Consider the following 14286-nt stretch of genomic DNA (forward strand, 5'->3'; position numbering starts at 1 on the left):
AGTATCATCCTCGATCTTCGACAACAATATTATATAACATTTAATCTATTAGTTATTTATTTTGCAACATACTAGTATAATAACTTGAATATTAAAACTTATTAAACACGGATTTGTCAAATAAACTGTGTAAGTTTTTTATCGACGGTCATGCAGCCGCCATTTTATATTGAATTGTAAAGAAGCGAAAGAGGATTACTCGCTGCAAAATCAATGCGTTGTTATCGCAGTTCTTCTCACTAGCAAGTCAGAATTCCGTTTTTAGTGCAACGGGTCTTTAGTAGTTTTCATACTTCAAAATTTGCGCCTATATCTTATCATCTATGGCCAACTGATTACGCACCATTGCCCAGTTTGATACGAGTCGGTTTTTTGTATAGTTCGGTTATTTGTAGATAAAGATCCTTCATCCTCGCTGCCTCATTCGGGAACGAACCTTTCTTTGTCACTTTACGAAAACGGGAATTGACGGATTCAATTGCATTGGTTGTGTACATCACTTTTCATACTGCATTTTCTCAAATGATTCTTCCCGATCTCGTGGAACATCAATCGTAATATCCCCGTAAGTGGATTTGAAAGTTTTATTCGTATAGCCATTTCTGCGATTGGAGGTATTCTTGGCTTCGTGATCATTGTTTTCATAGCTCGGTGAGAAACTATCTCTCCCTGAAGCATAGCTTCAAACATAGGCCCGAAGATATCTTTAAGTGCTTCCTGCATATCCTCTACGTTGTTTGGTTGGTATTCGCTGAGGATTGCTTGAGCTATCGCTGCTTCTTTTGTATTACAGTTCTTTTTTGTTGCTATAAATACATTCCCATCCTTTTTTAATGTACCGTACTTATTTATAGAATTTATAGAATTAAAGTGCGTAAGTTTTGTTCAATCTTGCGCATTTTCCTGGTATCCTGTAAAATTCTTTTTTCTTAACTTATACAATAAATTTACTCCCTCGTGATAATTTTATTGTAATGGTAATTTTTACCTATATCTCCTTTTTTGTGTCTAAGGAAAAAATCCCGGTTTTCATCAAAACTAAAATTTATAGAACTCAAAAATTAAGGATTTATCGGTTATTTCTAGATTTCCTTAAACTAAGTTTTCTATATGATGTTTTTCTTTTGTTCTCTGTTTGCCAGCCGTTAAATTATTTTTAAAGTACTTTTTTACCGATGTTGATCAACGGCTTTCTGTGATTTTTTTATTTTGTGAAATTTACCCGTTTTCTTTTTTACATTCTGTACCAATAATGATAGAATAGGAAAGGCTAAAAGGAGTGAAGGAAATGAATCAAACTGAAATGAAGAAGATTGCTGCCGAAGTGCGCAAAAATATTATCCGCATGACCTGTGCAGCACAGTCAGGCCATCCAGGCGGATCGTTGTCGGCAGTGGAAATTTTAGTTTCCCTGTACTTTAACGAAATGAACATCACAGAAGAAAATGTCGACGACGTCTGCCGTGACAAATTTGTACTGTCCAAAGGACACGCTTCGCCGGTGCTCTATTCCGTATTAAAAGAAAAAGGGTTTATTTCACAGGAAGATTTAATGACGTTCCGGAAAATCAATTCCCACATTCAGGGACATCCAAACATGAGCATCAAAGGTGTCGACATGTCGACCGGTTCGTTAGGCCAGGGCCTATCCAGTGCGGTAGGCATGGCGATGTCGTATAAAATCCATCATCAGGACTTCCGCGTTTATGCGTTAGTCGGGGATGGAGAAAGCGAAGAAGGTCAGATCTGGGAAGCGGCGATGGCGGCCGCGCATTACAAACTGGACAACCTCGTCGCAATTTTGGACTTTAACGGACTGCAGATTGACGGTAAGATTACCGACGTTATGAATCCAACTCCTTTTGATACAAAATTCAGAGCGTTTGGCTGGAATGTGGTCGAGGTTGACGGACACGATTACGATCAGCTTGAAAACGCCTATGCGGCGGCCAGAGAATGCAAGGGTCAACCGACGCTGATTCTGGCGCACACGGTGAAGGGCAAGGGTGTTTCCTTCATGGAAAACAAAGAGAACTGGCACGGCGTAGCGCCGAAGCCGGAAGAGGCGGAAGCTGCGATTCAGGAATTGGAGGCACAGATCAATGGCTAAGATTGCAACCCGGGAAGCTTATGGAAAAGCGCTGGCTGAACTGGTCAGTGAAAATGAGAATATCGTTGTGCTGGACGCGGATCTCAGCGGTTCCACAAAATCAGGCATGGCAAAGAAAGTGGCGCCGGATCGCCATTGCAACATGGGCATCGCAGAAGGCAACATGATGGCCGTGGCTGCGGGATTAGCTTCCTGCGGCAACACAGTATTTGCTAGCAGCTTTGCGATGTTTGCGGTCGGCCGTGCGTATGAACAGATCCGCAACAGCATCGGCTACCCGCAGTTAAACGTGAAGATCTGCGCATCGCACGCCGGAATTTCAGTCGGCGAAGACGGTGCATCCCATCAGACCTTTGAAGATATCGCGCTGATGCGTGGAATTCCGGGGATGAAAGTAATCTGTCCTTGCGATGCGGTGGAAGCGGAAGCCGCGGTGAAAGCCGTTGCGGCAATCAACGGGCCATGCTTTGTCCGGTTAGGCCGCAGCGCTGTAGAAGTGATCCATGATGAGAACTACCACTTTGAAATCGGGAAGGCAGATGTCTTAAAAGAAGGCAAGGACGTCGTCATTCTGGCTACCGGCCTGGAAGTTCAGGAAGCGATGAAAGCCTGCGACAGTCTGAATGAAAAGGAAATTACGCCGACACTGATCAATATCCATACGATCAAGCCGATCGATGCGGAAACAATCGTGAAATTCGCGCAAGATGCTAAGCTGATTGTCACCTGCGAGGAACACAGCATCATCGGTGGGTTAGGCAGCGCGGTGGCGGAAGTGCTGAGCGAGCAATGTCCGCGCAAGCTTGTCCGTGTCGGGCAGCGCGACGTGTATGGCGAAAGCGGCAAGCCAGCGGAACTTCTGCACAAATACAAAATGGACAGCGACGCGATTGTGGAAGCAGTCCTCAACAATTTAAAGTAACACACTTATCCTGGTTTGCTTCTTATGCGAGCCAGGATTTTTTTACGTATTTATCACAATTTTAACAAAGAAAGCATTTCAGATTTATTTACGAAGGCTGTGAAATGCTTTATAATGTTCATGATGTAAACAATTCAATTAAAACATTTCAGGAGGGGAAACATGCAAGTCCAATTAGTGGATCTGGTTAAGGATTTTGGTCAGACCGTGGCGGTCGATCACGTCAATCTGACGATAAAAGACGGTGCGCTGACAGGATTGTTAGGTCCGTCCGGCTGCGGCAAATCAACGACGCTGTATATGATTTCCGGTTTGGAACAGCCCACTTCAGGCAAGATCTTGTTCGACGGGGAAGATGTGACTGAGGTGCCGGCGGAGGAGCGCGGCATCGGCTTGGTATTCCAGAACTACGCCTTGTATCCGCATATGACCGTGCAGCAGAATATCATGTTCCCGTTAGTCAACGCAAAAGTGAAAAAAGAGGAAGCGCTGGCGCGGTGTATGGAAATGGCCAGACTGGTCAAGGTCGACGATCTGCTGAAGCGCAAACCGTCGCAGCTTTCCGGCGGTCAGCAGCAGCGGGTGGCGATCGCCCGGGCGCTGGTCAAGCAGCCGAAGGTTCTGTTGCTGGACGAACCGCTGTCCAATCTGGACGCGCGTCTGCGTTTGGAAATGCGCGAAGAAATCCGCCGCATTCAGAAAGAAACCGGCGTCACAACGATTTTCGTGACCCATGATCAGGAAGAAGCGATGAGCATCACCGATGAAATCGTGCTGATGAAAAAAGGTGTTATCCAGCAGCAATGTTTCCCGCAGCGGATGTATCTGGAACCAGCTAATCAGTTTGTCGCCGGCTTCTTAGGTAATCCGCCGATGAATTTCGTGGAGGTTCAGGCTGAACAGGGGATGATCCGCTTGAACGAAGCGCAGTATCCGGTACAGGAAGATATCAGCGGAACGGTGCTGGCGGGCATCCGTCCGGAATCGTTTACGCTGGGAGAGGAACTGACGGTCCTGGTAGAATCCGTGGAAATCCGTGGCCGCGACCAGCTGATCACCTTCACGCTCAACGATACTCCGGTTCACGCTTTGATCGACAGCGTGCATTTAGTCAAAGCCGGTGCGCCGATCTCTCTGGCTATTAAGGGTAAGCGTATCTATCTGTTTGACAAGGAATCCGGCCGGCGGCTGAATAAGGAATTTAAGTATGAGTAAGGCTCCTGCGGTAAAAAAGCGCTCGGCGTGGAAGAAATTCTACGAGAGCTATAAAGCCTATCTCTATCTCGCTCCGGCGATTTTAGTCATGCTGGTTTTCGTACTCTATCCGCTGGTGAAAGTGTTCCGGATGGGCTTTTATACAAAGTATAACTACCTGACGGAAGTCGGCAAGGGGTTTGGCCTGAAGGCGTTCGAGCATGTTCTGGGCGATCCTTCCTTCCAGCTGGCGCTCAAGAATACGCTGATCATCTTTGGGGTCGGCCTGCCGATTTCGCTGATCATCGCGCTGGTGATCGCCGTCCTGATCAACTCCAAAGTCAAATTCAAAGGCGTTTTCCAAACGGTGTATTTTCTTCCGTATGTCACCTCGATCATCGCAATCGGCATTGTGTTCCGCTGGTTGTTCCACTCGGAATACGGTTATATCAATTATTTTCTGAGCCTGTTCGGGATTCCGGCATTGAAGTGGCTGTCGGATCCGAAGCTGGCGATCTGGGCGGTTACGATCTTCTATATCTGGAGCGGCCTGGCCTTTAAGATCGTGCTGTTTTTGGCAGGCCTGCAGAAAATTGATGAACAATACTATCAAGCAGCCCGGATCGACGGAGCGAGCAAGCTGCGGACGTTCTTTCATGTCACGCTGCCGCTGTTGTCGCCGACGCTCTGGATGGTCATCATGGTATCAGTGATCTACGCCTTCAAGCTGTATAATGAAATCTTTTCGCTGTTCTCAGGTCAGGCGGGTCCGGCCAACAGCGCGATCACCGTCGTTTATTACATTTATGATATGTTCTATAACCGCAATCAGGTTCATTATGCCTCGGCGGCCGCGATCATTCTGTTCATCATCATTACGGTTGTGACGATGATCCAGAACCAAGTGTCCAAGCGGTTCATCCATTATAACTAGGAAGGGGAGAGCGTGATGAAAAAGAAAAACAAGCTGCCAGGTCAGCTGGGCACATTGCTTAAATATGCCTTCCTGATCGCCGGCGCGCTGACGATGCTGTTCCCATTTCTCTGGATGATTCTGACGGCGTTCAAAACCCTGGATGAATCGATTAGGATTCCGCCGATCTGGTTCCCGAAGGAATGGATGGCAGTAAACTTTAAAACGGTTTTCGATACCGCTCCTTTCGGGCAGTATTTCATCAACACCTGCATCATCGCAACGATTTCCACGTTGCTGGCGGTTGTGGTCACGGTACTGGCATCCTTCGCCTTTTCCGTTCTGGAATTCAAGGGCAAGAAATTCTGGTTCTGGCTGTTTCTGTCCACGATGATGGTGCCGACGGAGCTCTTGATCATCCAGAACTATGTCACCGTCTCCCATCTGGGCTGGCTGGATACCTATCAGGGCATTATTATTCCAACCCTGGCCAGCGGGTTTTACATCTATATGCTGCGCGAATATTTCATGCAGGTACCGCCAATCTTATATAAAGCCGCGAAGATCGACGGCTGCAGCGACTGGCGTTATCTGTGGAAGGTCATGGTCCCCATGAGCAAGAACGCGATCGCAACGATCTCGATCCTGCACTTCATCACAACCTGGAATTCCTTCCTGTGGCCGTTGATGGTCACCAACAGTCCGGACAAGCGGGTGCTGACGACCGGCTTGATGTACTTCAACAACGACGCTTCATCCTTCGTGAATCTGCAGATGGCCGGCGCCTGTGTCGTCATCCTGCCGATGGTTGTCTTCTATCTGATCTTCAGAAAGCAGATTATCAACGGCGTTGCCCGCGGTGGTATTAAAGGGTAGCCTTGAGCAGACCCTTTGATATATAAAATAAAGAGAGGAAAGAAAAAATGAAAAAAGGCTTAATTTGCATTCTTTCTCTGATGATGGTTCTCGGCTTAGGCGCTTGCTCGTCCAACGGCGGCAAGACGACGGAACCGGAGAACGGCGGCTCGGACAAGGCTGCTTTAGTCACAGAGATCACCAGCCCGATCAGCATTGAATTCTGGCATAACTGCACCAACATCCAAGAGGAAATCGTCAACCAGCGGGTTGAGGAATTCAACAGCACGATCGGTAAGGAAAAAGGCATCACCGTCACCGCGATCAACCAGGGCTCCAGTGCGGAAGTCAACAACAAGGTTGTCGGCGCGGTCAAGGCAAAGAACGCTCCGGCGGTGGTTCTGTCTCAGCAGACCTATGTGGAAGATCTGCTTGCCTCCGAAGCGGTGGTCGATCTGACGCCGTATATCAACGATGCGGCAGTCGGCATGACGGACTACGATGATATCTATGAATCGTTCAGAACATTCGGCGCCAATTATTCTGTCGAAGGAACGTATTCGCTGCCGTTTACGATGTATACGGAAGTGCTGTACTACAATCAGAAATTCTTTGAAACCAACGGATTAACCGTGCCGACGACCTGGGAGGAGCTGGCTGAAACTTCTGCGAAGATCCAGGCGATCACAGGCAAGCCGGCATTTGGCACCGACTATCCGGCGGATATGTTCATCACGCTGACCAAGCAGTTCGGCGGCGATTACACCAACGTCAAGGGCGAACTGTTATTCAACAGCGAGGCAGCCATCAAGGCGCTGACCTACATGCAGGAAAATATCCAGAACGGCAATTTCCGGTTAGCGGGTGAAGACATGTTCTTCTCGGGTCCGTTTGCCAACGGAATTGTTCCGATGTATATCGGCAGAACCGTGGAAAGCCAGTACATTTCCAGCAAGATCGCGGATCCGGAACAGGTTGTCTGGGCTTCCGCCGCAATTCCGCAGGCTGACGCTGCCAACAAGCAGGTCATTTCCAATGGTTACGTTTTAGCGGCGCTGAACCAATCCGGCAATGCGGAACAGAGCTATGCAGCTTATGAATTCATCAAATTCATGTCAAGCAAGGAATCCAACCTGCCGATGACGCTGAACACGGGGTATCTGCCGATCCGCCAGAGCGTGGTAGACGATGCGGAATACAAAGCATTCGTGGAAGCGGGCACCAACGACACGAAGATCTCCGGTCCGGCTCAGTCCGACGCTTACTTCTTCCTGCCGGCGTTCTCGACGGACGACTACACATCCAGCGCAGTTTATGAAGCGGTGAAGACGATGATGGATGAAGTGCTGGTCAATTTCAAAGATCCGGCAGCGGCCATCGAAGCTTGCCTGAACAGCCTGAAATAACCAACGACAGGGAAGGGGAGTGCCGGTTTGACTTCGCTTCCCTGTCTTTTTATGAAAGGAGGCGCAACGCCATGGATTTAAAAGGTTTGAAAACAAAACACGGATATCAGGCTGAGGAATTGATCTCCGCCCTGCAGAAGCTGATCCGCCGCGCAGAAACGGAACAGGCCGCGACGGTAGCAATGGAATGCTGCATGAGCAGTGAAGCGTTGGAAGACTTTGTCTGGAAACGCTTAAAAGCGATCTGCGTAGAGGATATCGGCATGGGCCAGCCGCAGGCGGCGCCGGTGATCGACAGTCTCGATCATTTCCGCAAGGATTTCGACTATGGCGAATCCGATCGCTGGATGTTCACGGTGCATGCGGTTCGTTATCTTTGTCTGTGCGATAAAAACCGCGATTCCTGTAATCTGAAAAGTTTGATCAAGCGGAAGCTGGAAAGCGACCCGAAGGGGATTGAGCTGCCGGACTTCGTGTATGACATGCATACGGAAAAAGGCCGTGCGATGGGGCGAGGCTATCTGCATTTCCTGGATGAAGCCAGTCAGGTCATCCCTGAAGTGCAGGTGGAGGAAAATACCTGGAAGCAACAGCTGCGGGCGCTGATGGCAGAGAATCAGGAGGGACATCATGAATAAAAAGACGCTGGTCATTTCGATCGACGCGTTGATCAGCGATGATATCCCATTGTTGGAAACACTGCCGAATTTAGGACCCATTGTAAAAGGCGCGGCGCAGGTGCGCGATATCGAGTGCATCTATCCGACGCTGACCTATCCGTGTCATGTTTCGATCATGACGGGCTGTTATCCGGATAAGCACAACATCGTTCATAATGAGCGGCTGCAGGTCAATGTGCCGAAGCCGCAGTGGAACTGGTGGTACAAGGATATCCGGGTCAAGACGATGCTGGATTACGCGAAAGCGGCAGGACTGAGCACTGCCACGGTGACCTGGCCGGTCATGGCTGGTTCCGCCGCCGATTATAACATTGCGGAAATCTGGGCACCGACGATTCACGACGACCCGACAGATATCTGTACTCAGGCTAACAGTCCGGCAGTCGCAGAAATTTTTGAACGCAACAAAGGCCGTTTAAAATGGATGCTGACGCCGGAGTTTGATAACTATGCCGAACATTGCGGTGCGGAAATTATCGAAACGTTCCAGCCGGATCTGATGTTTATCCATTTCTCCTATGTCGATCATCAACGGCATCAAAACGGCGTAAAAGGTGAAAAAGTCAATGAAGCGCTGAGGTTTGTGGACGATAAGATCGGCACGCTGATCGCTGCGCTCAACCGTCAGAATTTATTGGACAAGACCAACATCGTCATCCTGGGCGATCATGGTCAGATCAATGTATCCCATTTGTTCAATCTGAACAAGTTGTTTTATGATCGGGGATTGATCGACGTCAATGAACAGGGGAAAATTACAGGCTGGCGGATGTACGCTCAATCCTGCGCTTTCTCTGCGCATATTCATTTAGGCCCGGCGATGGATCGGAATGAAGCGGCGGCGATTCTGAAAGAAATTCAACAAACCTATCCGCAGGAAATTGAAAAAGTATGGACGGCTGAGGAAGCCCTGAATCAGTGGCACATGAAGGGAGATTTCGAGTTCGTGGTGGAAGCGGTGACCTCCGTTTCCTTTGGCAAGAACCTGACGGGCGATCTGATCGAGTCCGTTGATAATTCCGACTATAAATTCTCAGTTGCCACGCATGGACATCTGCCGACGAAAGGCGATCAGCCGCCGTTTATTCTAAGCGGTCCGGATATTAAGATGGGCGTCCAGATTCAAGGGGCGAAGCTTGTAGACGAAGCGCCGACGATTATGAAGATTTATGATATCGTTATGGAGGATATTGACGGGCATCCGCTCGATGTTGTGCGTTAGCCTTTCAGCTTTCATCGAAGATCAGGGTAACAATTCAGAGAGTAACGAATAGAATGTAAAAAAGCAATGAGCGGACAGAGCTTGTTTCTAGTGAAAGAAACGCGGTCGAGTCCGTCGATCATTGCTTTTTTTAACCTTTGGATATCTTGTTTTTAAAACTCAAATAAGTTGATTTCATTATTGAGTTATAGACTAGTCTATGCTAGACTTAAATTGCCCGAGGAAAGGATGTGAAGAGATGGGGAAGTCCAAGGGCAAGAGAAAAAGAAGCACGCCCAATGATCAAGACCAAATCAGTCTGATTATTGAAATCGTTAAACTAATAACGGCAATTATCAGTTTAATCGGTGTGCTTCTTCCTTTTCTTAAAGAGATCGGCTTATTTTGAGCCTTTCTCTTTCCCATCTCTATTATATGCAAAAAAGAGATAGAAAACAATCGTAAAATTTTTTAGTCCATTCACTGGGGTTCAGTTTAAAATGAGGTCATTGTTATATGTTGCTGTCTATAAACGCCACTAAGAAATTTTGCCAAGTCAATTGGATTAGATTTAGTTCATTTTACAAAACTCAAATAAGTTATTTTCACTATTGAGTTATAGACTAGTCTATGCTAAGCTTAAGTTGCCCGAGGGAGGATGTGAAGAGATGGGGAAGTCCAAGGGCAAAAATAAAAGAACTGCTGCAGCCGTTAAAGAATATATATCTTTAGCGATTGAATTAGTTAAACTACTAACAGCAATAGTAGCACTAATAACAGCGATTCTTCTATTTCTTACAGAGAATGGCTTGATCTAAGCCTTCTCTACCCATCTCTATTATATGCAAAAAGGAGGCAGAAAACAATGGAAAAAAAGACTTTTAATCAAGCGGCTTATGTTAATGAATATAAGAAAAAGTTCTATAAACAGTATGCGTTTCGTTTCAGTTTGAAAAAAGATCAAGCGATTATTGATCACTTGGAAAAGCAAGCAGATAAAACAAATTATATTAAATCACTCATTCAACGGGATATCGAAAAATCTGAAAAGGAAAGTTCATTATAGACTAAATATATTTCGCTGGATAGACTAGTTTTCTCTCAATCTCTGCGATTGAGGCGGACGTTTGTTCTGAGGGCATGCTATAATAACGCTGTGAATTAAAGGGAGAGTTGGAAATGGAAAAAGAAAATTCTACTGGTTAACGATTTGTGCGGCGTTGGGAAAGTCGCCTTGTCCGTTATGATTCCGCTGTTGTCAGCACAGGGACACATCGTGCATAATCTGCCGACCGCGCTGGTGTCCAATACGCTGGATTACGGTGTTTTTGATATTCAGGATACGACGGACTTTATGGAGAATACGCTGAATGCCTGGGATCAGCTGAACTTTCATTTTGATTGTATCTGCACGGGATTTCTCGTTTCAGAAAAACAGGTAGAATTATTAAAACGATTGTTTGCCCGTCATCCGGAGGCGCTGAAAATCGTCGATCCGATTCTGGGCGATGAAGGGCATCTGTATCCGGGTGTGGATCCTTCCGCCGTCGAACTGCGCAGAGAATTAACCGCTTCGGCCCAGGTGATCGTTCCTAATTTAACGGAAGCGGCACTGTTATGCTCGCATCCTGACTGGGGGGTAAGCGTGACCCGGAAACAGAAGGATCAGCTGCTGGACGAATTGACCGCATTAGGCTGCAGCTCGGCCGTGATCACCAGCGTCGTTTTCGCGGAAGAGGGCGGTCATTATGTTTGCGGACGGGATGAACGGGGCGTCAGCTTCGATCTCCCGTTTGAAATGATTGACGTCCGGATTCCCGGTACCGGCGATGTGTTCTCCGCCGTTTTGGCCGGGGCATTGCTGCAAAAGAAAACGCTGCCGGAAGCGTGTCAAAAAGCAATGGATGCCGTTGAAGCGTTAATTCGTCAAAATCAGTACAATTCCGATTTATATCGGGGCCTGCGGATAGAACAGGCCATCACTGAAAACCGGGGGATTCTATGATGAATTCCCGGGCTCAGATCATCATCACGCTGATCGATCGGAAGGGACCCAACGGCTGTCACCGGGGGCATCAGATCGGCGATAGTTATGACTTTGACACAGAACGCGGACAATTGTGCCCCATGGCCGCGCACGTCGCGTTTCCTTACATCGATATTCTTCGCTATGGCGGACAGATTCCCGGCAATCCGGAAAACCGCGCGGTATTCTGCTGCCCGGATGTCGACACGATCAATGTTTACCGGATTGAAAAACTGGTGAGTCAGGATACAGAACGACTGGAGCTCACGCCTTTGACTGTCAAGGATGCAGATACCGTCCTGGCGATGGCCGGCAAGGAATCCGTTGCCCGCTATATGCGCTTTTCGACGTTGAAATCTCGTTCGGAGGCCGTGGACTTAATCCTGCAGCTGACCGCGGGAATTAACAATGCCTGGCTTGTGACCAGGAAATCGACGCAGGAACCGGTGGGCGTGCTGGCATTAAAGCAAACGGAGAAGCCTGAAATGCGGGATGTGACGTTGTTTCTGGATGAACCAGCCTGGGGCTGCGGATTGGGGCAGGAATTGCTGAGCTGGGCAACGGATTTTGCCAGTCAAACTTTGAATGTTTCTGTACTGCAAGCCTATGTTGCCATTGAGAACACGGCCTGTCAGCGCCTTTTAAGCCGTTTGAATTATAAATTGGAAAAACGCTTCGATTTTGAGGATCAAAGCGTTCTGGTTTATCACAGGATAATCAATTAAAGCTGCGTTCGTTTCGGGACCTGGCCTAAACGGAAAGGGGTCTTCCGGCGGAAGAACAGAAGACTGCCGAATAGAGCGGTAATGACTTCCAACAATGATTTCATAAGCGATGTTCCTCCTTTGTCTTTATTCTATGCTTATCCTGGCGGATCTACCATGGACAGGCATGACAAAAACCTCACAGTTTTGTAAGGTTCGTGATTCCTTGATTCCTGGAAGCGAAAGCCTGTCTGGAAAAGCTGGAAAAGGGGAAGAAGGTCAAGACATTCGAGTTCTGCCGATTATGAGCTTCAATTAAAAACTAACAGTCATGCCAATGAAGCTTGGAAGCGAGATCCAACATCCAGAATAAAAGGGAATGACGCTATTCACGCCAATAAAAAAGTGATTTCTGACATTGAATTCAGAAGATCACTTTTTATTTTACCTTGATTGTCCTTTAGGCTTACTCACCCTGATGAATGAGCTCTAAAACTTTAGCGACTACGTTGTCAATGCTGATGTCTTCCGCTTTTTCAGCCTTGCGCAGCTTCATCTCAACGAGACCGTCGCCGATTTTCTTGCCGACAGTCAGCCGGATCGGTGTGCCGATCAGATCCATATCCTTGAACTTAACGCCCGGCCGTTCATCCCGGTCGTCCAGCATAACATCGACGCCGGCGGCCTGCAGCTGGGCATACAGCTGTTCCGCGGCAGCCATCTGCTGCTCATCCTTTTTGGCAATGACGACGATCGCTACCGGATACGGCGCGATATTGATCGGCCAGCATAAGCCATGCTCATCGCTGTGCTGTTCAGCCAGCGCGGCCATGCAGCGGCCGATGCCGATGCCATACGAGCCCATCCAGACCGGATTCAGTTTGTTTTCTTGATCGAGATATTCCAGATCCATTGCCTGGGCATATTTCGTTCCCAATTTAAACGTATTTCCGATTTCAATGCCTTTTTTAAAGACGATTTTGCCGCCGCAGATCGGGCAGGTGTCGCCTTCCATGATCTGCCGGACATCCGCCGTGTAATCCGCTTTGAAATCTTCCTGATTGACATGGATATAGTGATATCCCGTCTTGTTGGCGCCGGTGATGAAATTCGCCATATGCGAAACTTCCAGATCCATGATTAACGGACAATGCAGACCGATCGGACCGGCGAAGCCGACTTTGGCGTCGGTCGCTTCGACGACCATCTCAGGTTCTGCCAGCGCGATTTCCAAGCCGCCGACAAGCTTGAGAACCTTGGTTTCATTGACTTCCCGATCGCCCCGGACCATCACCGCAAACGGTTTGCCGTCGATGTTGTAAATCAATGTCTTGACAAACTGATTGGCTGCTTCATGCAAAAACCCGGTGACTTCCTCGATCGTGCGCGCGTTCGGCGTTTCCACCAATTCCTTCGGCAGATGCGCTTCTGTGCTGTCAGCGCCCTCATCTTTGCACGGCGCAACTTCCAGGTTGGAAGCAAAGCTGCATTGGTCGCACAGGACTAAAACATCCTCGCCGATTTCCGTGACCGCCTGGAATTCCTCGGACAAAAGTCCGCCCATGACGCCGGTATCGGCGCGGACGATCTTGTAATCCATGTGCATCCGGTCAAACGCCCGCTTGTAAGCGTCGAACATCTTTTGATAGGCGACGTCCATGCCCGCTTCATCCTTGTCGAAGGAATAAGCGTCCTTCATGATGAACTCACGGACGCGGATCAAACCATAACGAGGCCGAGCTTCATCCCGGTACTTCGTCTGAAACTGATATAAATTGAACGGCATGTCCTTGTATGAGCGGATTTTCATGCCCGCCGCAACGGCGAACAGTTCCTCGTGCGTCGGACCGAGAACATAACTCTTGTTAAACCGGTCCTTCAGCGAGAACATGCTGGAACCGAAGTTATCCCGCCGGCCGGATGCGACGTAAACTTCTTCCGGGATCAACGCCGGCATCAACAATTCCTGGCTTCCCGCCTGATCCATTTCTTCACGGACGATGTTTTCAATTTTTTTCAGCACTTTATACCCAAGGGGAAGGTACATATAGACTCCTGCCGAGCTTTTTTTGATCATGCCCGCGCGAACCAGCAGATTACCGCTGACGGAATCTTCATCCTTTACGTTCTCACGCAGAGTCGTAAAGAAACTTTGACTTAATCTCATAACGCTTCTCTCCTATTCTTTGAAATTAACCTTTCTGATTATACCACAATCTGCCTGTTATACCAGAGTGAGGATGTCGAAATTTGCGCGGAAGGAAGGGCTTTTTAC

Annotated in this window: 14 protein-coding genes and 2 pseudogenes; 13 read left to right on the forward strand and 3 right to left on the reverse strand. The window is 48.1% G+C overall.

Annotated features, from left to right (window positions below):
- Positions 1-307: 307 nt before the first annotated feature.
- Both HOLDEFILI_RS20525 and HOLDEFILI_RS20530 read right to left on the reverse strand, forming a co-directional pair.
- Positions 308-503: pseudogene (locus HOLDEFILI_RS20525) on the reverse strand (transposase); the annotation flags it as partial.
- A pseudogene (locus HOLDEFILI_RS20530) lies at positions 497-619 on the reverse strand (transposase); the annotation flags it as partial. The pseudogenes HOLDEFILI_RS20525 and HOLDEFILI_RS20530, both read right to left, overlap by 7 nt.
- 660 nt (positions 620-1279) lie before the next feature.
- Here HOLDEFILI_RS20530 and HOLDEFILI_RS08765 point away from each other — a divergent pair.
- The 13 genes from HOLDEFILI_RS08765 to HOLDEFILI_RS19700 all read left to right on the forward strand — a co-directional run bounded on the left by HOLDEFILI_RS08765 (position 1280) and on the right by HOLDEFILI_RS19700 (position 12032).
- Positions 1280-2110, forward strand: coding sequence for a transketolase (locus HOLDEFILI_RS08765; RefSeq protein ID WP_341853081.1), 831 nt, complete (start codon positions 1280-1282; stop codon positions 2108-2110).
- Positions 2103-3032: a transketolase family protein gene (locus tag HOLDEFILI_RS08770; RefSeq protein WP_006059248.1), complete on the forward strand. Its 930-nt coding sequence runs from the start codon at positions 2103-2105 to the stop codon at positions 3030-3032. Before HOLDEFILI_RS08765 ends, HOLDEFILI_RS08770 begins: the two co-directional genes overlap by 8 nt.
- 162 nt (positions 3033-3194) lie before the next feature.
- On the forward strand, positions 3195-4247 hold the full coding sequence (locus tag HOLDEFILI_RS08775) for an ABC transporter ATP-binding protein (protein WP_006059249.1): 1053 nt from the start codon (positions 3195-3197) through the stop codon (positions 4245-4247).
- On the forward strand, positions 4240-5160 hold the full coding sequence (locus HOLDEFILI_RS08780) for a carbohydrate ABC transporter permease (RefSeq protein ID WP_006059250.1): 921 nt from the start codon (positions 4240-4242) through the stop codon (positions 5158-5160). Before HOLDEFILI_RS08775 ends, HOLDEFILI_RS08780 begins: the two co-directional genes overlap by 8 nt.
- A 15-nt stretch (positions 5161-5175) precedes the next feature.
- Positions 5176-6015 (forward strand): carbohydrate ABC transporter permease, encoded by an 840-nt coding sequence (locus HOLDEFILI_RS08785; protein WP_006059251.1) that lies wholly within the window; start codon positions 5176-5178, stop codon positions 6013-6015.
- Positions 6016-6062: 47 nt separating this feature from the next.
- Positions 6063-7400, forward strand: coding sequence for an extracellular solute-binding protein (locus tag HOLDEFILI_RS08790; RefSeq protein WP_006059252.1), 1338 nt, complete (start codon positions 6063-6065; stop codon positions 7398-7400).
- A 71-nt stretch (positions 7401-7471) separates the two neighbouring features.
- The gene (locus tag HOLDEFILI_RS08795) at positions 7472-8038 is read left to right on the forward strand and encodes a hypothetical protein (RefSeq protein WP_006059253.1); all 567 of its coding nucleotides are present in this window, start codon (positions 7472-7474) and stop codon (positions 8036-8038) included.
- Positions 8031-9302, forward strand: a complete 1272-nt coding sequence (locus tag HOLDEFILI_RS08800) for an alkaline phosphatase family protein (protein WP_006059254.1) — start codon at positions 8031-8033, stop codon at positions 9300-9302. Before HOLDEFILI_RS08795 ends, HOLDEFILI_RS08800 begins: the two co-directional genes overlap by 8 nt.
- A gap of 238 nt (positions 9303-9540) precedes the next feature.
- Entirely contained in the window at positions 9541-9690 is a 150-nt protein-coding gene (locus HOLDEFILI_RS18870) for a hypothetical protein (protein ID WP_156788879.1), read from the forward strand.
- A gap of 259 nt (positions 9691-9949) precedes the next feature.
- Positions 9950-10099: a hypothetical protein gene (locus HOLDEFILI_RS19695; protein ID WP_167317129.1), complete on the forward strand. Its 150-nt coding sequence runs from the start codon at positions 9950-9952 to the stop codon at positions 10097-10099.
- Between the two features lie 47 nt (positions 10100-10146).
- Positions 10147-10347: a hypothetical protein gene (locus HOLDEFILI_RS08805; RefSeq protein WP_006059257.1), complete on the forward strand. Its 201-nt coding sequence runs from the start codon at positions 10147-10149 to the stop codon at positions 10345-10347.
- A gap of 177 nt (positions 10348-10524) precedes the next feature.
- The gene (locus HOLDEFILI_RS08810) at positions 10525-11286 is read left to right on the forward strand and encodes a bifunctional hydroxymethylpyrimidine kinase/phosphomethylpyrimidine kinase (protein ID WP_006059258.1); all 762 of its coding nucleotides are present in this window, start codon (positions 10525-10527) and stop codon (positions 11284-11286) included.
- Positions 11283-12032, forward strand: coding sequence for a TIGR04076 family protein (locus HOLDEFILI_RS19700; protein ID WP_006059259.1), 750 nt, complete (start codon positions 11283-11285; stop codon positions 12030-12032). Before HOLDEFILI_RS08810 ends, HOLDEFILI_RS19700 begins: the two co-directional genes overlap by 4 nt.
- Positions 12033-12477: 445 nt before the next feature.
- Here HOLDEFILI_RS19700 and HOLDEFILI_RS08820 read toward each other — a convergent pair whose 3' ends face one another.
- Positions 12478-14178 (reverse strand): proline--tRNA ligase, encoded by a 1701-nt coding sequence (locus HOLDEFILI_RS08820; protein ID WP_006059261.1) that lies wholly within the window; start codon positions 14176-14178, stop codon positions 12478-12480.
- Positions 14179-14286: the final 108 nt, after the last annotated feature.

It is taken from the genome of Holdemania filiformis DSM 12042, from assembly GCF_000157995.1.
GTDB lineage: Bacteria > Bacillota_I > Bacilli_A > Erysipelotrichales > Erysipelotrichaceae > Holdemania > Holdemania filiformis.